We start from the raw sequence: 24170 nt of genomic DNA, 5'->3' as shown, positions 1-24170 counted from the left end.
ATTGATTATTGTTGTCCCGTTACTGCTGGTTCTTGAAGTCCAGCACCTGCTTGGGCGTGACCATATCCCCGGTGTTATTGCCCCAGGCGTTACGCTCGAAGGTCACCACTGCTGCAAGGTCCACTTCGCTCAGCTGGCTGCCGAACGCCTGCATGGCAGTACCCGACTTGCCGTTGACCACTATATCCAGATGCCCCTGAACATCGCCGGTGGCAATCGCACTGCCCTTGAGCGCCGGGAACGCCGGGGGCGAACCACTGCCGTCAGGCTGGTGACAGGACGCACAGGTGGTCTGGTAGGTCTGTTCACCCCGGGCCATCAGCTCTTCCATGGTCCAGTCTTTCTGGGTCAGCTCCCGTTCCTTCTCGGCTGCCGCTTTCTGGTCGGCCACCCAGGTGTCGTATTCGTCCTGGGGCACGGCCTCCACCACCACCGGCATAAAACCGTGGTTCTTGCCACAGAGCTCGGTACACTGGCCCCGGTAGGTGCCCGGTTCCTCCACCTTCACCCAGGCTTCATTGATAAAGCCCGGAATGGCATCTTTCTTGACCCCGAACGCCGGTACCCACCAGGAGTGGATAACATCGTTGGACGTCAGCAGAAAGCGCACCTTCTGGCCAACCGGAATGACCAGCGGGTTGTCCACTTCCAACAGGTAGTTCTCCCCCTTGTTCTGGCGGTTGCGGATCTGGTCCGCCGGTGTCGCCAGATTGGAAAAATAGCCAAATTCCTGATCGACGTACTCGTACTGCCACTTCCACTGATAGCCGGTTACCCGGATATCCAGATCGGCATCGGTGGTGTCGTACATCTCCACCAGGGTCGCGGTGGCCGGAATGGCCATGGCCACCAGAATGGCAAACGGCACAATGGTCCAGAGAATTTCCACCACGGTGTTTTCATGGAAATTGGCCGGCTTATGGCCCTGGGATTTCCGGTGGGCCAGAATCGACCAGAACATGACCCCGAACACCACCACGCCTATGGCGACACAGATCCAGAGGATGGTCATGTGAAGGCTGAAGATCTGGTTACTGGTGCCGGTGACACCCGGTGACATATTGAGGGTCCAGTCCGCCATCGCCATGGCCGGGGACAAAAGACCCAAGAGCGCGACCACAGGAGTTAGCCGCTTGCCTCGCACGCGCATACTGTGTCTCCGTAGTGTTATTCTTGTCGGTTTACTGCGGCTTTGTCTGACCTTTCTGGCCAGGATTCCGAGCCACACCGGGAGTCTGGAGAAAAAGTCTTCATACGGATACATCATTAGGAAGTATAGACACAGATCAAAAAATTTCTAAAAAATCCTTAAATCCAATACGGATAAGCAGAAAATTTTGAGAAATACAGCTTATAAACCGCGCATCAGCATCACTGACCGGCGCCTGTGGGCCCTGGCCTGGCCCCTGATGCTGACCAACCTGACGGTCCCGTTGCTCGGCCTGGTCGATACCGCGGTCCTCGGCCACCTTGAAAGCCCGGAATACCTCGGTGCCGTGGCGGTGGGCGCCAACCTGTTCAGTATTCTTTACTGGACCTTCGGTTTCATGCGCATGGGCACCACAGGCCTCGCTGCCCAGGCCTGGGGTCAGCGGGACGCTTTCGCCCAGGTGGCCCTGCTGGTGCGCTCACTGTTACTGGCGGTGGTTATTGGCCTGCTGCTGATTCTGCTGCACCAGCCCCTGATAAGGCTGGGCCTGGAACTGATGAATCCGAGTGAGTCGGTAGCGGAACTGGCGGCGGAATACGCCGGCATCCGGATCTGGAGCGCGCCCGCCGTGCTGTGCCAGTACACTCTGGTCGGCTGGCTGATCGGCAACCAGTACCCACGCGGGCCCATGGTCATGCTGATCATCGCCAACGGCATCAACATCCTGCTGGATGTCTTTTTTGTGACGGTACTGGGCTGGAACAGCCGGGGTGTGGCCATGGCCACGGTGATGGCCGAATACGGCGCCACCCTGATCGGCCTGGCCATTGTGCTCCGGCGCATGCCCGAGGGCCAGCGGATGACCCGCGAACTGCTGGGCCGGCTGGCCGATTACCTGAAGATCCTCCAGGTAAACCGCTACATCATGGTGCGCACCATTGCGCTTCTGCTGGCTCTGGCCTTCTTTACCGCCCAGGGAGCCAGACAGGGCGATACCATTCTGGCCGCCAACGCCGTGCTGATTACGTTCCTTCTGGTGATCTCCAACGCTCTGGATGGTTTTGCCAATGCCGCCGAGGCACTGATCGGCGAGGCCGTCGGCAAGCGCAGCCGGCCGCGTTTCCGCGCGGTATTCCGCAGTGCCCTGCGCTGGTCCCTCTGGGGGGCACTGGCGCTGACCATCGGGTTTGTCCTGGGTGGCCGGTGGCTGATCGCCCTGCTCACCGGCATTGAAGAGGTCCGGACCACCGCCTGGCAATACCTGCCCTGGCTGTGGCTGCTGCCTTTCGCTGCCGTTTGGGGCTTTCTTCTGGACGGCGTCTTCATCGGTGCCACCCGCACCCGGGAAATGCAGAACACCATGCTGTTTTCCGCCCTGGGCGTATTCCTGCCCGTGTGGTGGCTCAGTACCGGCTGGGGCAACCACGGCCTGTGGCTGTCGCTGATCTGCCTGATGCTGGCCAGGGCGGTGAGCATGGGTTGGCTTTGCTACCGCTACACACGCCGGGGGACCTGGTTCCGCGACACCTGAAACCCGGCCCCGCGACTGATCAATGTGTGAATGATTGTCACTCAATTCTTCAGGCAGGCGCCGAAATCTTGACTACACTATGCGTAAATGGCGGGCCGCCAAGGACTCCGCCCCGACTCCACCGGCTGGCACGGAGGCGCCTTGCGACCCCAATTTTCCGAGACATTGGCTGCGGCAGAAATGACTCCACAGGCCGTGCTTGAAATCATCGATCATGCCCGACGCCAGGAAGCCCGTTCAGGCACGTTCTTCCGTCAGATGAAGGACACCGTCCACCGGTTGCCTTCATCGGTGATGGTCGACTGCCATCAGCCGGCCAACTGCCTGTTCCGGTTCGTGATCGAGTACATCGAAATGGCACCGCGGCTGATCGAGTGCGTGGAAGCCTGTGCCATGGAAGCCGGCCAGAAAAGCCTGTTCCAGCCGTTTATTGACGCTGCCACCCGCTATTTCACCCGGCCTTCTGTGCTGCTACTCAAGTACGACGGGCTGGATGGCCTGTTGATCCGTGCCTATCAGTGCCATCGACTGATGGAAGAGATGCATGATAACAACCGTTCCATGCGCGCCGGGGAACTGATTGATCTGGAAGCCACCCGCGCCAACCTGCTGGCCCACGAGTTGATCGGCGAACCTTTCGCCAACGAACTCGACGATGCCATTACCATCACCGTGGTCCAGCTCGCCGGCACCCCGGACTTCTACCATCTGGACCTTGAGCCCTTCATTGACCAGGTCAACAACCGGGCCTGGGACTGGATGCGCAACTACTGGGAAAGCCTGCTGGAGCGCAACCACATACACTTCCGGCTGGGCACCGCCGGCCAGCCTCTACCGTAACAGATCACTGAATCTTCTCCGGAAAACCAGTATTCTTCGTGGCATTCAGAACTCAACCACGGAGATGACAACGTGCTCGATAATGCCGACCTCGGAAAACTCCTAATCCGCCTGACCCTCGGTGGCCTGCTGCTGTTCCATGGCGTTGCCAAGATTCTCAATGGTGTGGGCTTTATCGAAAGCCTGCTGGTCAGTCACAACCTGCCGGCCGTGCTGGCCTGGGGCGTGTACATTGGCGAGGTGCTGGCTCCGCTGATGGTGATCCTCGGCTACCAGACCCGGATCGGCGCCCTGCTGATTGCGCTGAACATGATTGTCGCCATCGTCCTGGCCCACACCCACGAACTGCTGGCACTCAACAGCCATGGCGGGCTGGCCCTGGAACTGCAGCTGTTCTTCCTGCTGAACGCCATTGCCCTGGTATTCCTCGGTCCGGGTAAGTACAAGCTCAAGAATTGACCTGTCGCTTTGACTACGCAGGGCATTTCCTGCAAATTAGCGCACTTTTCTGACTGCCGGCGCCCCAAAAGCGCCGGTAAATCCACAATTCCTGTCCGGAGTCTGCCATGAATGCCGTAGTTGCCGCGGTACTGATCATGCTCGTTCTGAGCCTGTGCCGCATCCATGTTGTCGTCGCGCTGATCGTGGGCGCCATATCCGGCGGCCTGGTGGCCGGCATGTCCCTTGACGACACCATCAACGCCTTCAACACCGGTCTCGGCGGCGGTGCCACCGTAGCCCTGTCCTACGCCACCCTGGGCGCTTTCGCCGTTGCCATCGGAAAATCCGGCCTGGCCCACGCCCTGGCCGACAAGGCGCTGACCATGGTCGGACGCCAGGGTGAGAACAGTGCCGGCAAAGGCATCCGTTTTGCGATCATCGGCTTACTGCTGGCCATTGCCGTGTCCTCACAGAACATCCTGCCGATCCACATCGCCTTTATTCCACTGGTGGTGCCGCCCCTGCTGTACGTCATGGCGAAGCTGAATATGGACCGCCGCCTGGTCGCCTGCGTGCTGACCTTCGGCCTGATCACACCGTACATGTTCCTGCCGGTCGGCTTTGGCGGCATCTACCTGAACGAGATCCTGCTGGCCAACGTGCAAGACAACGGCATCAACCCGGAGAACCTGAACGTCATGGCTGCCATGGCGCTACCGGCCCTGGGCATGCTCATTGGCCTGTTGATTGCGGTGTTCTTCAGCTACCGGGGTGGCCGCAGCTACGACCTGGAGCGCATTGAGCAAACCGAGCGCGTGGACGTGAAATACAACTCGAAAACCCTGTTCATGGCCATCGCCGCCATTATCGTGGCGTTCGTGGTCCAGCTCTGGCTCGGCTCCATGATTCTGGGTGCCCTGGCCGGCTTCGTGCTGTTCAACATTTCCGGCGTGGTGAAATGGAAAGAAGCCGATGACCTGTTTACCGAAGGCATGAAGATGCTGGCGATGATCGGCTTCATCATGATCGCCGCCAACGGCTTTGCCGAAGTCATGCGGGAGACCGGTGACATCGCCAGCCTGGTGGAAGGCTCCGTAGCGGCCATCGGCGACAACAAGGCCATGGCGGCACTGCTGATGCTGGTGGTGGGCCTGCTGATCACCATGGGCATCGGCTCGTCGTTCTCCACCATCCCGATCATTGCGGCGCTGTATGTGCCCCTGGCCATGGAACTGGGCTTCAGCCCCTTGGCCATCCTGGCCCTGGTTGGCACCGCCGGTGCCCTGGGGGATGCCGGTTCACCGGCTTCCGACTCCACCCTCGGCCCGACCGCCGGCCTGAACGTGGACGGCCAGCACAACCACATCTGGGATACCGTGGTACCCACCTTCCTGCACTACAACCTGCCCCTGCTGGCGTTCGGCTGGCTGGCGGCGATGGTGCTCTGATACCAACCCCGGGGACTCCAGGTCAGGAAAGACCTCCTGGCGTCCCCGGGATTCAACGCACCGCAGCGGTGAACTGACTGCTTTCGCTCACCGTCACGCCATGATCAAAGACCAGGCGAAACTCCACCGGGTTGCTCGGCTGCTTCAGATCCCTGGCGTCCATTGAGATAGCGACCGGAATATCGACAGCCTTTCCGCCTGGTACCTGACCGGAGACCGACCGGTTCAACTGCGCCCCTTCAAGCCCCGCCACCTGCAAATGATAGGTTCTTGGTGACCGTTCCTTGTTGCGCACAGTAAGCACATAGCTGTTCTCGACATCTCCGCCCGCGGTGTATCGGTACAGGCCCCGGTCCTTCGAGACATCAAGGGTCAGCAGTGGGCGTGAGACAAGGCCCCAGCCAAAGGCGCCAATCATCACCAGCAGCAAGGCCGCGTAACCCAGCAGTTTCGGTCGCAGGATCCTCGGGCGACCGCCTTTCAACGCGCGCTCACTGGTATAGCGAATCAGGCCTCTGTCGTAACCCATCCTGTCCATGATGGAATCACAAGCATCGATGCATGCCGCACAGCCAATGCATTCCATCTGCAACCCATCGCGAATATCGATACCCGTAGGACAAACCTGCACGCACATCTGACAGTCAATGCAATCACCCAGGCCCTGTGAACGGTAATCCGCCTCTTTCTTCCGAGCCCCTCGGGGTTCACCCCGCGCCACATCGTATGTAATCAACAGTGAATCCTCGTCCAGCATGGACGACTGGAAACGACCGTAGGGGCACATATGGAGGCAGACTTTCTCCCGCAACCAGCCGGCATTGAGGTAAGTGGCCAGAGTGAAGAAGAACACCCAGAACAGGGCCATGCCACCAACCTGCAGAGTGGCCATGTCCTGGGCCAGTTCACGGATCGGCGTGAAATACCCCACAAAGGTGATTCCGGTGGCCAGACTGATGAGCAGCCACAACGCGTGCTTTCGGGCGCGCCTGAGAAATTTGTGCCGGGTCATTGGGGCGTTGTCCAGGCGCAGACGCTGGTGGCGGTCACCCTCGGTCACTTTCTCAACCCAGAGAAAAACCCAGGTCCAGACACTCTGCGGGCAGGCATAGCCGCACCATACCCGGCCAGCCAGCACGGTCACGAAAAACAGCCCAAAGGCACAAATGATGAGAATCGCCGAAAGCAGCACCAGATCCTCCGGCCAGAACGTACTACCGAAGATATGGAACTGGCGGGTCGACAGGTCCCAGAGCACTGCCTGACGGCCACCCCAACTGAGCCAGACGGTGCCAAAAAACAGTAAAAACAGGACCGAACACCCGATGATGCGCAAGCGCCGGAAGTAACCGGTGAAGCTACGGGTCTGAATTTTTCCGCTGTCCGTGAACCGGCTCCGGTCCGGTGTAACGGTGTGAAGTGGTATCTGCTCGCCCATCGTTCATTCTCATATCGGTTGCTTTCCGACAGGCTAGGGCGGCGATGGTGATCGGTGCAGGCTCACATTTTTTATTTTCGATAGGGACAGATCAGACTCACGAAAGACCGAGTAGGCCGGGTAACTGGCCAAGGGCCTCCCGCCGATGCTCATTCCAGGGATGGGCAAAACTCAAACGCAGGCCATTGGCGTAATCGCCCGAGGCTGAAAACAGCGGGCCCGGCGTGATCACAATGTTCGCTTTGAGTGCATCCTGATAGGCCGCCAAGGTGTCACAGATCTCCGGCAACTCCAGCCAGAGCGCCAGGCCACCCACAGGGACGGTGACCCGCAAAGCGCCCGGCCACTGGTGAATCTCATCCAGAAGCTGATCCCGCTGTTCCCGCAGACGGATACGTTCCCGGCGCAGGTGGGCATTCAGAGCACCTTCGCTCATATAATCCGCCACGCCCTGCTGCAAATACCGGCTGCTGGCCAGTTGCGTGACCATTTTCAGATGCAGGATGCGATCATGCCAGCGCCCGCCGGCAATCCAGCCCAGACGCAGGTCACGGGACAACACCTTGGAGAAAGAACTGCAGTGGATAACCCGGGCGCTGACATCTCTGGCCTTGAGCGGGTCCGGCACCTGATCAAACCCGGTTTCGGCGTAGATGTCATCCTCAATGATGGCCAGGTTATGGGTCTCCGCCAATGCCATCAGCCGGTCCCGAGCCCGGTCCGGCATCAGTGCGCCGCCGGGCGTGGCAAACGCCGGGGAAACCACGCATGCCCGGATGTCCCAGCGCCTCAACGCCTGTTCCAGCGCGTCCATATCCATACCGGTCCCGGAACTGGCCGGTATTTCGATCACCTTAAGGTTCAGTTGCTGCAGCAACTGAAGCACACCGTAAAAACCCGGAGTCTCTACCGCTACCACATCACCGGCACTACAACAGGCCATCAGGGCAAGGAATAGCGCATGCTGGCATCCGGAGGTGACACAGAGTTCGTCCACGGTGACCGGCCAACCACGACGGGCGTAGCGCAGTGCCAGCTGTTCACGGAACCCCGGGTCGCCTGCCGGTTCATCGTAATACTGGTAACTGGAACGGCGCTGGCGGCGAAGCGCCCGGCCTATAGCCCGGTTGAGCGCCGTAATGCCGGACGGGGCATCGCCCGTTGCCAGGGCCGGTCTCAGGTCAAACGCCCCGTTGCGCGCCATGATGTCCAACAGCAGACTGCTTATGGTAACCGGCCGCGGTGCATCCAGTCGGGCTTTGAGGCTGGGAGGAGAAAGGGACTCCGGCAACCGGGCCACAAAGTAACCAGCCTTGGGACGAGCCTCTACCAGACCCCGGGCTTCAAGCCGTCGCAGAGCATGTTGCACCGTCGCTTTGGACAGGCCGCGTCGGGCACAAAGCTCACGGATGGACGGCAACCGCCCATGCACCGGCCACCGGCCTTCAGAGATCCCCTTGAGCAGCCATTGCTCCAGGGCACGGTAACGATGGAGCCCGTCCGTCAATGCTCAGTCATCGTCCGCCGATGCCTTGAAGAACACCACCTGCTTGACCGTGTGGTCGTCCTTGTTATCGCGCTGGTTCACCCGCGTTTCCAGTTCGGGATTCGCCGGCTGCTCCTGATCCGACATGGCATCAGTGAAGCCACAGGCCACGCACTCGCGTATCTGCTCGTCGTTGTCATCGGTGAACATCATGATTTTGTCCATCTCGGCGCAGCGTGGGCAGACAGCGCCGGCGATGAAGCGTTTCGGACTTGCCATAATTCAACTCCAGATCGCAATACCGGCCGCCTCAACGGCGGCCGGCTGCCAGTATATCAATCAGGCGGCGTCGTCCGTGATGCCGGTCTGCCGCAGCAGCGCATCCACCCGGGGCTCCCGGCCACGGAACGCCTTGAACAGTTCCATGGGTTCCCGGGAGCCGCCTTTCTCCAGAATATTGCTCAGAAAGGCCTCACCGGTTTCGGTGTGGAAAATGCCGTTTTCCTCAAACAGGGAGAAGGCATCCGCCGCCAGTACTTCCGCCCACTTGTAGCTGTAATAGCCGGCCGCATAACCACCGGCGAAGATGTGGGAGAAGGCATTGGGGAAGCGATTGAACGCCGGCGCTTCGATCACGGCGATCTCTTCACGCACCTTGCGGTGCATATCCAGCGGGTTGGTGGGCCGCTCCTCGGTGAATTCCGCGTGCAGACGGAAATCAAACAGCGAGAACTCCAACTGACGTACCATGGCCATACCGGACTGGAAGTTCTTCGCCGCCAGCAGCTTGTCCAGCAGATCCTGCGGCAGTGGCTCGCCGGTTTCATGATGGCTGGCGATCAGGGCCAGGGATTCGGGGTCCCAGCACCAGTTTTCCAGGAACTGGCTCGGCAGTTCCACCGCGTCCCAGGCCACGCCGTTGATGCCAGAGACATCCATCACATCCACTTGTGTGAGCATGTGATGCAGCCCATGCCCGAATTCGTGGAACAGGGTGGTCACTTCATCGTGGGTCAGCAGTGACGGCTTGCCCTTCACAGGCGGGGTAAAGTTGCAGGTCAGGAACGCTACCGGAAGCTGGAGCTGGCCGCGCAGGTTGCGCCAGCGCACTCGGCAGTCCGCCATCCAGGCACCGCCCCGTTTGCCCTGACGGGCGAAGGGGTCCAGATAAAACCAGGCCACTGGCTCGCCATCACGGCTAATGCAATAGGCTGTGGCATCGGCATGCCAGGTTTCCACCTCCGGCTTTTCCTCGATCTGCACGTTGAACAGCTTCTCGGCCACACGGAACAGGCCGCCGACGACCTTGTCCGCCGGGAACCAGGGACGCAGGGTTTCCGGGGAAATGTCGTAACGCTTCTGGCGCAGTTTTTCGCTGTAGTAGCCCACGTCCCAGGCCTGCAATTCCTCGACCCCGTATTCGTCTTTGACGAAGGCCTTCAGATCGGCAAACTCTTTTTCGGCCTGGGGCTTGGACTTGGCTGCCAGCTGATTCAGGAAGTCCATGACTTCCTCAACGCTGCGGGCCATCTTGGTGGCCAGCGACAGCTCGGCATAGTTGTCAAAACCCAGGAGTTTGGCCATGGCATGGCGGCGCTTGAGGATTTCCGCCATCACCGGGGTGTTATCCCAGTGGCCGGCATCCGGGCCCTGATCCGAGGCACGGGTGACAAAGGCCTCATAGACTTCCCGACGCAGATCGCGATTGTCGCCGTAGGTCATGACCGGGAAGAAGCTCGGGAAATCCAGGGTAATCACATAACCGTCCAGTCCTTTCTGCTCGGCAGCCTGCCTGGCACCGTCGATCGCCGATTCCGGCAGGCCGGAAAGCTCGTCAACGTCGGTGATGTGTTTGTACCAGTGCTGGGTGGCATCCAGCACGTTATCGCTGAACTTGTTGGACAGCTCCGCCAGCTCCCGGGACAGCTCGGCATACTCCTTCTTCTTGTCCTCGGGCAGGTCCACACCGCCGAGCCGGAAATCCCGAAGGGTATTTTCAACCGACTTGCGCTGGGCCTGGCTCAGCTGCTGGAAATCCTCTCTCGCAGCCAGCTTTTTGTAGGCTTCACACAGCTGGGCGTTCTGGCTGATCTCGGTGCTGTATTCGGTGAGTTTTTCCAGGCACCGCTTGTAGACCTGACGTAACTCGTCGTTGTTCGCCACGCCATTGAGGTGGGAAATCACCGACCAGGCATTTTCCAGCCGGTTTTCCAGTCCCTGCATGGGCTGGGCCAGGGTCTCCCAGACTGGATCCTCCTGGGCGGCCAGCTGTGGAATTTTCATCCGGTTCTCGCTGAGAATCTGGTCAATCGCCGGTTCCATATGTTCGATGCGGACGTGGTCGAACCTCGGCAGCAGATCGTCAGTCAGTAGCGGGTTGTTCATAAAGGCCCTTCTCAGCAGTTCGTTTATGAGATAGCTTGCACCAAACTACGGGTGCTGGTGGGGGAAGGCTTTCAGAAACTGTGCGGAGCCAGGGATGGCGGAGCCCAAGCGCCACAAGGATGTGCCGCAGGAGCGTGTTTCTGAAAGCCTTCCCCCACCGGCATCTTGCACCGTATTTGTACAATGTTGAGGTATATGTAATGGCGAATGTACGAACTCACAAGGGTATCACACCACAATTTGGCGAACGCTCGTGGGTGGACGACAGCGCGGTGGTGATCGGTGATGTTGTCACCGGCGAGGATTGCTCGGTCTGGCCGATGACGGTAATCCGGGGTGATATGCACCGCATCCGTATCGGTGATCGCTGCAGCATCCAGGATGGCTCGGTACTGCACATCACCCATGCCAGCGACTACAACCCCGGCGGCTACCCGCTCACCATTGGTGATGACGTCACCGTCGGCCACAAGGCACTGCTGCATGGCTGCACCATCGGCAGCCGGGTACTGGTGGGCATGGGCTGCACCGTCATGGATGGGGCCGTGGTGGAAGACGAAGTGATCATCGGCGCCGGCACCCTCGTGCCTCCGGGCAAGCGGCTGGAATCCGGTTACCTGTATGTCGGCTCCCCCTGCAAACAGGCCCGGGCACTGAGCGACAAGGAAAAAACCTTCTTCCGCTACACGGCTGCCAACTACGTGAAACTCAAGGATGAATACCTGGCAGAGGGGTGAGCCCCTCTGATTCAGATCAAACCACGAAAACCCGCCCTTGAAAATGCACCAGCCGATCCTACATTCGTGAATAGCAGAAGTTCACGGATACCATCCGGCTGGCGCCACCGGTATGGAGCTGTTCCGCGAGCGAAGCTGATGACAACCTCAGATTCGTTATCGTTAAAAAGGAGGAGTTCCCATGAGCAACATCACACGCTGGAATCCAATCAGCGAATTCGACGACCTGATGAACCGTTACAACCGGATGTTCGGCCTTGCCCGCAATGATCGCGACAGCAAGGACCTGTTCAGCCGCAGTGACTGGTCACCGGCGGTGGACATCAAGGAAACACCAGAGGCCTTCCTGGTGGAAGCCGAACTGCCGGGCATGAACAAGGACGATGTCAAAGTCACCGTTCATGACGGCGTGCTCTCCATTCAGGGCGAGCGCAGTATTGAGGAAGATAACCAGGACAGGAAACATCACCGTGTCGAGCGCTTCTACGGCAGCTTCCTGCGGCGCTTCACACTGCCCGACAACGTGGACGAGAACAGTGTGAAAGCCAGCTTCAAGGACGGCCTGCTGACCCTGACGGTCCAGAAGGCCGAGCCGAAAGAACCCAAAGCAATTGAGGTCGAAGTTCAGTAACCCCTTCCTCCAAGGCCTGATGGGCGGGCTCCGGCATCCCATGCAGCCGGGGCGCCGCCCCTTTTTTCAGGGCAGGATTTCCACCGGCAGGTCCTCGGTGGGCACGTCGTTACCACACTCGGGATTACGGATGGCAATCTCCACCCGACGGTTCTGGGCCCGGTTTTCAGCCGAGGTGTTCGGGACCAGGGGACGGGTCTCGGCGCGCCCGGCGGCCACCACCCGGTCTGCCGGTATCTGCCGGTTCAGCACCAGCTCATGCACCACCGATACCGCCCGCGCTGCCGACAGATCCCAGTTCGAACGGTACTGACTGCTGGAGATCGGCCGGTCGTCCGTATGGCCGGACACCAGTACATCCCCGGTGCAGCCACTGAGCACATCCACCACGCGCTCGATGATCGGGATCATTTCCGGCTTGATGGTGGCCTCGCCGGACGGGAAGGTCGCCTCCTCGGAGAAGCGGATCACCACCTGATCCTCGTCGTAATTGATATGCAGAGCGTCTGACGCCACTTCCGATTCCAGTTCCTGTACCAGGCGCGTGGCCAGGTCCAGCACGCCACCGGGGATCTGGGTAGTGTCTTCGGAGCCATCACTGCGCTCGTCAATAAACTCCGGCTGTTCCTGCAGGGATTCGGAAGGCTCGGGCAGGGAGACCGCATCAGACGTCACATTGCTCACCGGTGACCCGCCGATGTCTTCGCCGATCACGTTATCGGTACCGAAGGCCATGGCCATGGAATTGGCCATGGAGCGGTATTTTTCGACATCCATCTTGGAAAAAGACAACAGCAGGATGAAAAAGGTCAGCAACAGGGTGGCCAGATCGGCAAAGGTGACGATCCAGTCCGGGTTGCCCTTTTTCTGCTTTTTCTTTCTCGCCACCCGCAAGGTCCGCAAACGTCAGGCCTCCTGCTGATCTTCGATCTTGTTGCGATGTTCCGGTGTCACGTACGACGAAAGAATTTCGGTCATCACCCGCGGGTTCTCGCCCCGCATGATGCTCTTGATGGAGGTGATGATCAGGGTCTGATTGCGGGCATCGTCCTCCGCCTTGAGCTGAAGCTTGTCGGCCAGGGGCAGGGCGATCAACTGGGCGATGAAGGAACCGTACAGGGTGGTCAAAAGGGCTATGGCCATGGCCGGGCCAATAGAGGAGGGATCATCCAGGGTTTTCAGCATCTGGACCAGGCCCACCAGGGTCCCGAGCATGCCGATGGCCGGCGCCGATTCGCCAATACCGCGGAATACGCGCTCGGCCACTTCGTAGCGTTCTGCGGTCTGGTCGCTTTCCTGCCACAGGGCTTCCTCCACCAGTTCCGGCGGGTGGCCGTCAACACAGAGGTTGATGGCTTTCTGCAGGAATTCGTCGCCGGTTTCGTGGTTTTCCAGGCCCAGCAGCCCTTCCTTGCGGACCACCCGCGCCAGCACCGCCACCTCACGGATAAGCTCTGCCGGCCGGGGCAAATGGTCGGTGAAGGTTGCCTTGAAGGCCAGCCTGAAGGCACTGACCACGGACGCCATCCGGAACTTGATCAGGGTAACCGCAAAGGTGCCGCCCACCACGATGGCCAGGCCCGGCAGGTTCAGGAAGGTGGCAACAGTGGCATCCGCCAGCATCGCGAGCAGTACGATGAGTATGCCGGCCAACAGCCCGACAAGCGTAAGAATGTCCATGAACAGTCCTTTTCAGACAGCCGGCTGCCCGGCGTCAGTCAGTTCTCAGTTGTTCAATGACCGGGGCGGTTTCCGGCATAACGCCACGCCAGACACGGAAGGATTCCGCGGCCTGCTCCACCAGCATGCCCAGCCCGTCGAATACATGACGGGCACCATGATCCAGCGCCCACTGGTTAAAGGTCGTGGTCTGCAGAGAGTACATCATGTCATAGACCACGGTATCCACTCCGATCACCTTTTCCGAGACCGGGGGCAGATCCCCCTGCAGGCTGGCACTGGTGCCGTTGATGATCACATCGTAGGGCGCGTCCGGCTGTTCAAAGCCGCAGGCATCCAGCCGGGTGTCACCTGCGTCTTCGGAAAACAGCTGCACCAGAGTCTCGGCCCGGGCCACCGTGCGGTTGGCAATGGTCACCGCCGCCGGCTTTTGCGCCAGGATGGGGCCCAGAACACCCCGGACCGCACCACCGGCTCCCAGAATCAGCACCCGGGCGCCTGCCAGGGTGACCCGGTGGTTGTCACGCAGATCCCGTACCAGGCCGGCACCATCTGTGTTATCGGCCACCAGCGCGCCGTCTTGATCCTGATAGAGGGTGTTGGCAGCTCCGGCCTTCTGGGCGCGAGCCGTCCGTTGTTCCGCCAGTTTCCAGGCCTGCTCCTTGAAGGGTACGGTGACATTCAGGCCCTGGCCGCCACGCTCAAAAAACTCCCTGACCGTGCTCTCAAAGCCTTCCAGCGGTGCCTGGATGGCGGTGTACTCCACCGGCTCCCCGGTATTCCGGGCAAACAGGCTGTGAATGCGAGGGGATTTACTGTGGCTGATGGGATGGCCCACCACGGCATAGAGCTGATCAGGCATCGTCGCCCTCCAGCCAGTTGCGGGCGGTCAGGAAGTACTCGGTCAGCCGGGCCTCCTCACTGCCCGGTTCCGGGCGCCGGTCGTAGTCCCAACGCACCAGGGGTGGCAGTGACATCAGGATAGACTCGGTACGGCCGCCGGACTGCAGGCCAAACAACGTACCCCGGTCATAGACCAGGTTGAATTCCACATAGCGGCCCCGGCGATAGAGCTGGAACTCCCGCTCCCGTTCGCCCCAGTCATGATCCATACGTCGACGCACGATGGGTTCATAGGCTTCCACGTAACTGTCGCCCACGGCCTTCATGAAGGCGAAATCCTGATCAAACTCGCCGGTGTTGTAATCATCAAAGAAAAGCCCGCCAACGCCACGGGGTTCCTGCCGGTGCTTGATATAGAAGTAGTCGTCGCACCATTCCTTGAACCGGGGATAGACATCGTCACCGAAGGGGCGGCAGGCGTTGCGGGCGGTGCGGTGCCAGTCCACACAGTCGCGCTCGAAACCGTAATAGGGGGTCAGGTCATAACCACCGCCAAACCAGTACACCGGCTCACTGTCCGCCGGGGTCGCTATGAAAAAGCGGACATTGGCGTGCGAGGTGGGCACATAGGGGTTCTTCGGGTGGATCACCAGGGAAACACCCATGGCCTGCCAGGGCGCGCCGGCCAGGTGAGGGCGGTGCGCGGTGGCAGACGGCGGCATGGTGTCCCCCATGACGTGGGAGAAATTGACCCCGCCTTTCTCGAACACGGCGCCGTCGGTGATCACGCGGCTGGCGCCACCGCCACCCTCGGAACGCTGCCAGCTGTCACGGATGAAACGGGCCTGACCATCCACGGCTTCCAGGCGCTGACAGATGCTTTCCTGAAGCCCGAGCAGGTATTCCTTGACCGCCTGGCTATCCGGCTGTTGTGACATGGATTCTCCTAACGAAGCTGGTTTCCGGTGACAATATCAATAATGCGGCTGGGATTGCGATTGCCGCCCAAGGCCCCGGGCACAATCCGGTCAAGCCGGTTGCCGAAATACCGGCGGACCTGCCAGATATGGCGCGCCGGCTGGCGGCCGGCAGGGTTACAGGACGTGGAAACCAGGGGCATACCCGCCGTTTCGCACAGGGCACGCACCACCGGATGGTCACTGACCCTGACCGCAATCGAGGTGTGCCGTCCCCGCACCCAGTCCGGCACCTGTCGCTGCAGGTCCGGTAACAGGCAGGTGACCGGCCCCGGCCAGAAAGACATGGCCTGTTCCTGCATCGTCTGGGGCAGAGGATCAAGCAGGAACTGGACCTGCTCAACCGAGGCGGCCACCAGAATCACGCCCTTCTCAACCGGACGTTGTTTGAGTGCCAGAATGCGCTCAACAGCCTGTTGGTCCCAGGGATCGCAGCCCAGACCCCAAACCGCTTCGGTGGGATAGGCAATAACGCCTCCGGTTCGCAGCGAACGTCGGATCAACGGCTGCTGCCAGGCGCTCAGAGGGGATGTTGCCAGCATGATGACATCGCATAACCTGTTGAAATATGGACAGGATGCGTGGCTCAGGCGATTTTCAGGTAGCCTCCCGGGACGGTGCTGACCAGCCCTTCAAGTTCAAGCAACAGCAGGGACTGCATCAACTGGTCCGCCGGCAGGCCGGTTGCCTGACCCAGCGCATCGGTAGACTGTGGATCATACCCCAAAGCCTCGAATACCGCGATTTCACGGCTGTCCAGATGTTCCAGTTGTGCCGGTGGCTGTCGCCCCTGATGGCCGTCGGGTTGCGAGGCCAGGGACCACCAGGTACCCAGCTCCTCCAGCACATCGTCGACGGTTTCTACCAGACAGGCCCCCTGCCGGATCAACTGGTGACACCCTCTTGCCACCGGGCTGTGAACCGAGCCGGGGATGGCAAAGACTTCCCGGCCCTGTTCCAGCGCCAGTCGGGCAGTGATCAGCGACCCGCTTTTCAGGCCGGCCTCGACCACCAGCACACCCCGGGCCAGACCGCTGATGATCCGGTTACGCTGGGGAAAGTGGGCCGCCCGGGCCTGGGTGCCCGGCGGGTACTCGGAGACAATCAGCCCGTGCTCAATCACCCGGTGGGCCAGTTTACGGTGCTGGGCGGGGTAGATCCGGTCCAGGCCACAGCCGATGACCGCCAGGGTGGCAAAACCGCCATCCAGCGCCCCGGCATGGGCCGCACCGTCAATGCCCAGGGCCAGGCCACTGGTGACCAGCAGCCCCCGCTCCCCCAGAACCGCCGCAAACCGCCGGGCATGATCCAGCCCAGCCCGGGTGGCATTGCGGCTGCCGACAATGGCGATCTGATCCCGGCCTAGCAAGGCAGTGTCGCCCAGGGCATAAAGCAGCAGGGGCGCGCCGTGAATCTGGCGAAGCGCCTCGGGAAAGTGATGATGGTCCTGGCCCACCAGCGCAATGCCATGGTGGTTACAGGACTCGAGGATAGCCGTTACCCGCGCCATCACCGGGTGAGCACTGTCACCCGCCTGCCAGGCGAGCACCGCCTCCCGTGCGGCTTTGGGCACCGTCAGCGCCTGAAGGCTGGCCGGACTCATGCCGAGGATATCCGTCAGGGCATCGGTGTTTGCCGACACCCGTTCACGGACGCGAAGGCCGAAGCCGGGCAGGAGGGAAAGCAGAAGCCACCGGACGTCCGGTGACGTCAGAAGGGTTGGATCTGACATGGTTCATCCTTGAACAGAAAACCGGGCACTCCGGCCCGGTTTTTTAGTCGCTGAATCCGGCCCCGGGGTATCTCAGGGATTGGTGACCTGATCACCCACAGACAGCGGTCGACTGGCCTGCAGTACCAGGCCATAACTCATCTTTTCATAGACCTGGAACACCATCAGCAGACCCGCCCGCTCGGAAGGCAGCTCAATGGTTTCATCGGTCATCGGGTCGCGGACCCGGTTGCCACTCTTGAGCACCGCCAGCACGTTGCCGGCTTCCAGGCCCTCACGTTCACCCCGGTTGATCGCGACCACATCGTACTGCCCGATCTGGTTCACCCCGCCGTCCACAGAGATCATCTGGCCTTCGATGGTTTTATCCGGGGAACTCGGCACAAAGCTGGTGGTCAGGCGACGGTCTTCGCTGACCAGCAGGCGATCCCCTATCCGGACCTCCTCCGAGGAACGGGTAATATCCACGGTGAGCACATCGCCGTGTTCAGAAGCCACATTGCCCCGGGCAATGCTGCGTGCCTCAAGGCCCAGGAACTCGCCGGTCTCCGGATCGACAAATTCCTTGCTGCGCCGGAAGATACCCACCCGATCGGCAGGCTTCTCGCCCCGGGCATAGAGTTTGTCGCCCGCGCCGGTAATGATGCGGCCATCCTCACCTTCCAGCACGTAGGGCGCGTCATTGATTTGCTCTGGAGAAACAATCCGGGTATCGGTCAGGAAACCGGAAATAGCATCCAGGGGAATGGTGGGAATGGGCGTGTCGATCGGCTCTGACCGCACCTTCGGGGACAGCTTGACCACACCGTTCGAGGCCACTTTGGTCACCCGCGGTTTGCCATCAATGTACACCAGGGCAAGGCGGTCTCCCGGATAGATCAGGTGCGGGTTGGCCACCTGCGGATTGACGTGCCAGATTTCCGGCCAGTACCAGGGATTATTCAGAAAGCGTGCGGAAATATCCCACAGGGTGTCTCCCTTGACGACCGTGTAACGCTCGGGGTGATCCGACCTGAGCTCCGGCTGTGCCTGGACCCAGGATGTAAACAGCAGCGCCGATGCTGCCAGAGCGTACAGCAGTTTCCTCATGATCTATGTCCTTGATTGCGAGCTTGTCTCTTGGGGAACGTTTTCAGAGGTTCCTCGGCCTCGGTACTGTCGCAGCAGTTAACCCGCAGCATATTATGTTGCTATTCCCGTTACTATAGAAGATGTTGTGAACTTTGTAGCCTTATCTTCTGTTTCTACGAACAATTTCACCAGCGTTTGATAGCGTTTTGGCTATCAACTGATCAGTTTGTAATCAATCGACGATTTATCGGATAATAGAGCCATAAGCCACCGATCGCCACTGTCCATGATAGTGGGATACGAGGAATTTACGCAGTACGCTTTCGCATTTCCGGCAATGAGCGTACCGCAACGACAGACCGAAAGCTGGAGCGACATGATACGAGAAATTCTGGAATACCCGGACCCGCGGCTTCGGACCATCGCCAAGCCGGTGGACGAGGTGACCGACGACATCCGCACCCTGATCGACGACATGCTTGAAACCATGTACGACGCCCAGGGCATCGGACTGGCGGCCACCCAGATCAATGTCCACAAACAGATCATCGTGATGGATCTGTCCGAAGACAAAACCGAACCCCGGGTGTTCATCAATCCTGAAGTGGACGTGCTGGATGGCGATGCCCAGGCCATGCAGGAGGGCTGCCTTTCTGTGCCCGGCTTCTACGAGGACGTGGAACGGATCGAACACTGCCGGATCCGGGCGATGGATCGCAATGGCGCCGCGTTCGAAATCGAGGCCCGGGATCTGCTCGCCGTGTGTATCCAGCATGAGATGGACCACCTGAACGGCAAACTGTTCGTGGACTACCTGAGCGCCCTCAAACGCAACCGCATCCGCAAGAAGCTGGAAAAGCTCCACAAGAAGAGCGCCTGACCGGCAGCACCACATCCGTTAGACTGGGGCCATGGCCCCACAAGGACCGGGCTTGGGCCCGGTCCTTTTGTATCACCGACACAGAGACTGAACCACCGTGCGAGTCGTTTTTGCCGGCACCCCGGATTTTGCTGCCACCGCCCTGAAAACCCTGATCGAAGCCGGCCACCACCTGGTGGGCGTCTATACCCAGCCGGACCGGCCCGCTGGCCGTGGTCGCAAACTGCTGCCCAGCCCGGTCAAACAGGTGGCTCTGGAAACCGACATCCCGGTCTTCCAGCCCGAAAGCCTTAAAACCCCGGAAGCCCAGCAACAACTGGCAGACCTGAAACCCGACGTCATGGTGGTGGCGGCTTACGGCCTGATCCTGCCGGCCGCCGTTCTCGACATTCCCGGCCTGGGCTGCCTCAACATTCACGCCTCGCTGCTGCCCCGCTGGCGGGGTGCGGCGCCGATCCAGCGTGCCATTGCCGCCGGTGACGAAGAAACCGGGATCACCATCATGCAGATGGACGAGGGCCTGGACACCGGGGCCATGCTGCTGCGCGTCGCCACGCCCATTGAGGCTGACGACACCGGTGGCAGCCTGCACGACCGCCTGGCCACCATGGGGGGTGAGGCCATCATCGAAGCGCTCGCCGGACTCGTTGAAGGCCAGCTGGTAGCCGAACCGCAGGATGAAGCCGAAGCCTGCTATGCCCGCAAGCTCAGCAAGGAGGAAGGGCACCTGGACTGGCAACGCCCAGCAGCCGAGCTTGAACGACTGATCCGCGCCTTCAATCCCTGGCCCGGCACCTACACGGAACTGGACGGTGAACGGGTACGTATCCATGGCGCCCGGGCCCTGCCCGATAACAGTGACCAACCCGCCGGCACCGTGTTGCGCCGTGAGCGGGATGGCATTGATGTGGCCTGCGGCACCGGCACCCTGAGGATCGAGCGGGTCCAGTTGCCCGGCACCCGGGCCCAGAGCGTCAGCGATCTGATCAACGGCGGCAAGCCGGTACTCATGCCCGGCCAGGAGCTGCACTAACCATGGTCAGTCAGCCCCGGCTTCTGCGTGCGGTCGCCGCCGAGGTTCTTCTCGACGTCGAAAACGGCGACTCCCTGTCCCAGTGCCTGCCCCCGGCACTGAGTCGGCTGGCGCCCGAGCAACGCCCCCAGTTACAGGCCATCTGCTACGGCACCTGTCGCTGGTTCCACCGGCTTGACGGCGAACTGCGCCAGCGGCTGAAAAAGCCCCTGCGCAAGCCGGACCGCATCATTCATCACCTGATGCTGGTGGCACTGTTCCAGCTACGCTACAGCGAGCAGGCCACCTACGCCGTTCTCAACGAGTCGGTGGAAGCCTGCCGGACCCTGGACAAACCCCATCTGACCGGGCTGGTCAATGGCGTGCTCCGGGCCGCGGAACGTGAAGGCACCCCGGAAACAAAAGACGAAAGCAGCCGGTTCAGTCATCCCCAGTGGATGATTGAGAAACTGCGCCATAACTGGCCGGAGCACTGGCAGGCGGTGCTGGAGGCCAACAACATCCAGGCGCCCATGACCCTGCGGGTCAACGCCCGCCGGTTCAGCCGTGAACACTACCTGGACCTGCTGGCTGAAGCCGGTATCGGAGCCCGGCCGACCCGGTTCGCCCCCATGGGCATTCAACTGGAGCGGCCGGCACCGGTCGACCAGTTGCCCTGGTTTGCCGATGGCGCCGTCAGCGTTCAGGACGAAGCCGCCCAACTGTGCACCACGCTGCTCGATCTCAAGCCGGGCCAGCGGGTTCTCGATGCCTGTGCCGCGCCGGGCGGGAAAACCTGCGCCATTCTGGAGAGCCAGCCGGAACTGGCCGAAGTGGTGGCGGTGGACGAGTCCGCTGAGCGCCTGCCCCGGATACAGGAAAACCTGGACCGGCTCGACCTGGACGCCACCCTGCAGGAGGCCGACGCCGCCGACATTGACCAGTGGTGGGACGGCCAGGGCTTCGACCGCATTCTGCTGGACGTGCCCTGCAGTGCCACCGGGGTGATCCGGCGCCACCCGGACATCAAGCTGCTGCGCCGGGAGTCCGATATTGCCCCGCTGGCCGGCATCCAGTTGGGGCTGCTGGATGCCATGTGGCGCATCCTGAAACCCGGGGGCCGGCTGGTGTACGCCACCTGCTCAGTGTTTCCCCAGGAAAACCACCGTATAATCCAACGATTCCTCAAACAGCAGGACCAGGCAAGCCTGGTGCCCATCCAGGCGCCCTGGGGTCTGGAGCTGCAGGCCGGGCGGCAACTGCTGCCAGCCCCCGACAGTCATGACGGCTTTTTCTACGCCGTACTGGAGAAACCCGAAACATGAAAATCCTGATTCTCGGAGCGGGCCAGGTAGGCGGAACCCTGGCCGAAAACCTCGCCAATGAAGCCAATGACATCACCGTGGTGGACAGCGACAGTGCCCGCCTCCGGGAACTGCAGGACCGCCTGGATATCCGGACCATGCACGGCCATGCCTCCTACCCGACCAACCTCCAGGATGCCGGGGCCGAAGACGCCGACATGATCATCGCCGTCACCAACAGCGATGAAACCAACATGGTGGCCTGCCAGGTCAGCAAGATCCTGTACAAGACCCCCACCACCATCTGCCGGGTCCGGGCCAACGCCTACCTGTCCCGAAAAGAGCTGTTCTACAACAAGGACATGACCAAGGAACTGGACCGGCTGCGGGGCTTTCCGGTGGACGTGACCATCAGCCCGGAACAACTGGTAACCCGGCATATCCGCCGGCTGATCGAATACCCGGGCGCCCTGCAGGTGCTGGAATTCTCCAAGGGCCTGGCCCGTCTGGTGGCTATCAGGGCCACCCAGGGCGGCCCGCTGGTGGGCCACGAGCTGTCCTACCTGCGCACCCACATGCCGCGGATCGACACCCGGGTAGCCGCCATCTTCCGCAAGGACCGGGCGATCATGCCCCATGGCGACACGATCATTGAAGACGGCGACGAGGTCTTCTTCATTGCCGCCACCGACCACATCCGTTCGGTCATGAGCGAGCTCCAGCCCCTGGAGAAACCCTACAAACGCATCTTTATCTGTGGCGGCGGCAACATCGGCTTCCGTCTGGCCACCGATCTGGAAGACCGGTTCCAGGTAAAAATCCTTGAGCGTGGCCATGAACGCTGCGTGATGCTCTCCGAGCGCCTGAAGAAAACCGTGGTGCTCGAAGGCAGTGCCGCCGACAAGGACATCCTGCTCGAGGAGAACATCGAGAACACCGATGTCTTCTGCGCCGTCACCAACGATGATGAAGCCAACATCATGGCGTCCCTGCTGGCCAAGCGGCTGGGCGTGCGCAAGGTGCTGACCCTGATCAACAACCCGGACTATGTGGACCTGATCCAGGGCGGCGATATCGATGTGGCCATCTCACCCCAGCAGACCACCATCGGCAGCCTGCTGACCCACGTGAGGCGGGGCGACGTTGTGAACGTTCACTCACTGCGCCGGGGCGCCGCCGAGGCCATTGAGGCCATCGCCCATGGCGATCACCGATCCTCCAAGGTGGTGGGCAAACGGCTCGACGAGATCAACCTGCCACCGGGCACCACCATCGGCGCCATCGTCCGTCACAACGACGTACTCATCGCCCATGACCATCTGCGGGTTCAGCCGGACGACCATGTGATCCTGTTCCTGGTGGACAAATCCCGTATCCGGGAAGTGGAAAAACTGTTCCAGGTGGGCCTCACCTTCTTCTGAGGGATCCCCTTCAAAACAGACACCTGGACGGCACTTAGAAATACCGGCCCGGCAAGCGTATAATGCGCGTTTCAAAATTTCCGGGCGCCCGGTGAGGCCGGAGCGCCACACACAGACTGACCAGCAGGCAAACGTCGTGACAGACAAGGCAAGCAACAACCCCGCACCGGATCTCCAGACCTTTCAGGGTCTGATCCTGGCATTGCAGAACTTCTGGGCGCAGCACGGCTGCGTGGTTCTCCAGCCCCTGGACATGGAAGTGGGCGCCGGCACCTTTCACCCGGCCACCTTCCTGCGCTCCATCGGCCCGGAAACCTGGAACTCCGCCTACGTTCAGCCCAGCCGCCGGCCCACCGACGGCCGTTACGGCGAGAACCCCAACCGGCTGCAACACTACTACCAGTTTCAGGTGGTACTGAAACCGTCCCCGGACAACATCCAGGAACTGTACCTGGACTCCCTGCGGGCGCTGGGCCTGGACCCGCTGGTACACGACATCCGCTTTGTTGAAGACAACTGGGAATCGCCAACCCTGGGTGCCTGGGGCCTGGGCTGGGAAATCTGGCTCAACGGCATGGAAGTCACCCAGTTCACCTACTTCCAGCAGGTGGGTGGCCTGGAATGCTACCCGGTCACCGGCGAGCTGACCTACGGCCTGGAGCGCATTGCCATGTACCTGCAGGGTGTGGACAGCGTGTACGACCTGGTCTGGACCAAGAGCCCGGATGGCGTGGTCACCTACGGCGACGTGTTCCACCAGAACGAAGTGGAAATGTCCACCTACAACTTCGAGCACGCAGACACCGAGTTCCTGTTCCACAGTTTTGATGTGCACGAACGGGAAAGCGCCCGGCTAATTGAAGCGGGCCTGCCACTGCCGGCCTATGAGCAGGTGCTCAAGGCCTCCCATACTTTCAACCTGCTGGATGCACGCCACGCCATCTCGGTCACCGAGCGCCAGCGTTTCATCCTGCGCGTTCGCACCCTGGCACGCTCCGTTGCCCAGGCCTACTTTGACAGCCGCCGCAAGCTCGGCTTCCCGCTGGCGCCACAGGCCCTGCGTGAGGAAGTCCTGGCCGCCGCCGAAGCGGCAGACGCCAAGGCCGCCAAGAAGAAAGGCAAGCAAGCGAAGAAGGCACAGCAGGAACAGGGGAACGCATAAT

Annotated in this window: 23 protein-coding genes; 11 read left to right on the top strand and 12 right to left on the bottom strand. The window is 60.9% G+C overall.

What is annotated here, in order from left to right; genetic code table 11:
- Window positions 1–19: 19 nt before the first annotated feature.
- Window positions 20–1150, bottom strand: a complete 1131-nt coding sequence (gene coxB, locus HNR38_RS11475; protein ID WP_183704172.1) for a cytochrome c oxidase subunit II — start codon at window positions 1148–1150, stop codon at window positions 20–22.
- A 259-nt stretch (window positions 1151–1409) separates the two neighbouring features.
- Between coxB and HNR38_RS11470 the strand changes: the two genes are divergently transcribed.
- The 4 genes from HNR38_RS11470 (at window position 1410) to HNR38_RS11455 (ending at window position 5410) form a co-directional block, all read left to right on the top strand.
- On the top strand, window positions 1410–2681 hold the full coding sequence (locus HNR38_RS11470; RefSeq protein WP_183704352.1) for an MATE family efflux transporter: 1272 nt from the start codon (window positions 1410–1412) through the stop codon (window positions 2679–2681).
- 180 nt (window positions 2682–2861) lie between these two features.
- Window positions 2862–3521 (top strand): hypothetical protein, encoded by a 660-nt coding sequence (locus HNR38_RS11465; RefSeq protein WP_183704350.1) that lies wholly within the window; start codon window positions 2862–2864, stop codon window positions 3519–3521.
- A 72-nt stretch (window positions 3522–3593) separates the two neighbouring features.
- Complete coding sequence (locus HNR38_RS11460) at window positions 3594–3980, top strand: DoxX family membrane protein (RefSeq protein WP_183704169.1); 387 nt, start codon at window positions 3594–3596, stop codon at window positions 3978–3980.
- Window positions 3981–4087: 107 nt separating this feature from the next.
- Window positions 4088–5410 carry a Na+/H+ antiporter family protein gene (locus HNR38_RS11455; RefSeq protein ID WP_183704166.1) on the top strand — a complete coding sequence of 441 codons (1323 nt, stop codon included), beginning with the start codon at window positions 4088–4090 and terminating at the stop codon, window positions 5408–5410.
- A gap of 52 nt (window positions 5411–5462) precedes the next feature.
- Here the strand turns inward: HNR38_RS11455 and ccoG are convergent, their stop codons facing one another.
- From ccoG to prlC, 4 genes are all read right to left on the bottom strand, one after another.
- Entirely contained in the window at window positions 5463–6848 is a 1386-nt protein-coding gene (gene ccoG / locus HNR38_RS11450; RefSeq protein WP_183704163.1) for a cytochrome c oxidase accessory protein CcoG, read from the bottom strand.
- A 97-nt stretch (window positions 6849–6945) separates the two neighbouring features.
- Complete coding sequence (locus HNR38_RS11445; RefSeq protein WP_183704160.1) at window positions 6946–8355, bottom strand: aminotransferase-like domain-containing protein; 1410 nt, start codon at window positions 8353–8355, stop codon at window positions 6946–6948.
- 3 nt (window positions 8356–8358) lie between these two features.
- Window positions 8359–8613: a YheV family putative zinc ribbon protein gene (locus tag HNR38_RS11440; protein WP_183704156.1), complete on the bottom strand. Its 255-nt coding sequence runs from the start codon at window positions 8611–8613 to the stop codon at window positions 8359–8361.
- Window positions 8614–8673: 60 nt separating this feature from the next.
- On the bottom strand, window positions 8674–10719 hold the full coding sequence (prlC, locus tag HNR38_RS11435; protein ID WP_183704153.1) for an oligopeptidase A: 2046 nt from the start codon (window positions 10717–10719) through the stop codon (window positions 8674–8676).
- 200 nt (window positions 10720–10919) lie between these two features.
- Between prlC and HNR38_RS11430 the strand changes: the two genes are divergently transcribed.
- Entirely contained in the window at window positions 10920–11456 is a 537-nt protein-coding gene (locus tag HNR38_RS11430; protein ID WP_183704149.1) for a gamma carbonic anhydrase family protein, read from the top strand.
- 181 nt (window positions 11457–11637) lie between these two features.
- Entirely contained in the window at window positions 11638–12087 is a 450-nt protein-coding gene (locus HNR38_RS11425) for an Hsp20/alpha crystallin family protein (RefSeq protein WP_183704146.1), read from the top strand.
- A 66-nt stretch (window positions 12088–12153) separates the two neighbouring features.
- On the opposite strand, the gene HNR38_RS11420 is transcribed toward HNR38_RS11425, so the two are convergent.
- The 7 genes from HNR38_RS11420 to HNR38_RS11390 form a co-directional block, all read right to left on the bottom strand.
- On the bottom strand, window positions 12154–12975 hold the full coding sequence (locus HNR38_RS11420; protein WP_379919064.1) for a flagellar motor protein MotB: 822 nt from the start codon (window positions 12973–12975) through the stop codon (window positions 12154–12156).
- An 18-nt stretch (window positions 12976–12993) separates the two neighbouring features.
- Window positions 12994–13767, bottom strand: a complete 774-nt coding sequence (locus HNR38_RS11415; RefSeq protein ID WP_183704142.1) for a motility protein A — start codon at window positions 13765–13767, stop codon at window positions 12994–12996.
- 34 nt (window positions 13768–13801) lie between these two features.
- Window positions 13802–14629, bottom strand: coding sequence for a shikimate dehydrogenase (gene aroE / locus HNR38_RS11410; RefSeq protein WP_183704139.1), 828 nt, complete (start codon window positions 14627–14629; stop codon window positions 13802–13804).
- Window positions 14622–15548 (bottom strand): oxygen-dependent coproporphyrinogen oxidase, encoded by a 927-nt coding sequence (gene hemF / locus HNR38_RS11405; RefSeq protein WP_183704136.1) that lies wholly within the window; start codon window positions 15546–15548, stop codon window positions 14622–14624. Before hemF ends, aroE begins: the two co-directional genes overlap by 8 nt.
- Window positions 15549–15556: 8 nt before the next feature.
- Window positions 15557–16129, bottom strand: a complete 573-nt coding sequence (gene tsaC, locus HNR38_RS11400) for an L-threonylcarbamoyladenylate synthase type 1 TsaC (protein ID WP_183704133.1) — start codon at window positions 16127–16129, stop codon at window positions 15557–15559.
- A 44-nt stretch (window positions 16130–16173) separates the two neighbouring features.
- Window positions 16174–17319 carry a DNA-processing protein DprA gene (dprA, locus tag HNR38_RS11395; protein WP_183704121.1) on the bottom strand — a complete coding sequence of 382 codons (1146 nt, stop codon included), beginning with the start codon at window positions 17317–17319 and terminating at the stop codon, window positions 16174–16176.
- Window positions 17320–17391: 72 nt separating this feature from the next.
- Entirely contained in the window at window positions 17392–18408 is a 1017-nt protein-coding gene (locus tag HNR38_RS11390) for a LysM peptidoglycan-binding domain-containing protein (RefSeq protein WP_183704106.1), read from the bottom strand.
- Between the two features lie 358 nt (window positions 18409–18766).
- Here HNR38_RS11390 and def point away from each other — a divergent pair, with 358 nt between their 5' ends.
- The 5 genes from def to glyQ all read left to right on the top strand — a co-directional run bounded on the left by def (window position 18767) and on the right by glyQ (window position 24169).
- Window positions 18767–19270 (top strand): peptide deformylase, encoded by a 504-nt coding sequence (gene def / locus HNR38_RS11385; RefSeq protein WP_221275777.1) that lies wholly within the window; start codon window positions 18767–18769, stop codon window positions 19268–19270.
- 97 nt (window positions 19271–19367) lie between these two features.
- Window positions 19368–20303, top strand: coding sequence for a methionyl-tRNA formyltransferase (fmt, locus tag HNR38_RS11380; protein ID WP_183704100.1), 936 nt, complete (start codon window positions 19368–19370; stop codon window positions 20301–20303).
- 2 nt (window positions 20304–20305) lie between these two features.
- Window positions 20306–21607: a 16S rRNA (cytosine(967)-C(5))-methyltransferase RsmB gene (gene rsmB, locus HNR38_RS11375; RefSeq protein ID WP_183704097.1), complete on the top strand. Its 1302-nt coding sequence runs from the start codon at window positions 20306–20308 to the stop codon at window positions 21605–21607.
- The gene (gene trkA / locus HNR38_RS11370) at window positions 21604–23007 is read left to right on the top strand and encodes a Trk system potassium transporter TrkA (RefSeq protein ID WP_183704095.1); all 1404 of its coding nucleotides are present in this window, start codon (window positions 21604–21606) and stop codon (window positions 23005–23007) included. The genes rsmB and trkA overlap by 4 nt, the downstream gene beginning before the upstream one ends.
- Window positions 23008–23143: 136 nt before the next feature.
- Window positions 23144–24169 (top strand): glycine--tRNA ligase subunit alpha, encoded by a 1026-nt coding sequence (gene glyQ, locus HNR38_RS11365; RefSeq protein ID WP_183704091.1) that lies wholly within the window; start codon window positions 23144–23146, stop codon window positions 24167–24169.
- The last annotated feature ends 1 nt before the right edge of the window (window position 24170 follow it).

This window comes from Marinobacter oulmenensis (assembly GCF_014201735.1).
GTDB lineage: Bacteria > Pseudomonadota > Gammaproteobacteria > Pseudomonadales > Oleiphilaceae > Marinobacter > Marinobacter oulmenensis.
Note: the sequence above shows the minus strand (reverse complement) of the source record. Positions and strands in the feature narration are given on the sequence as shown.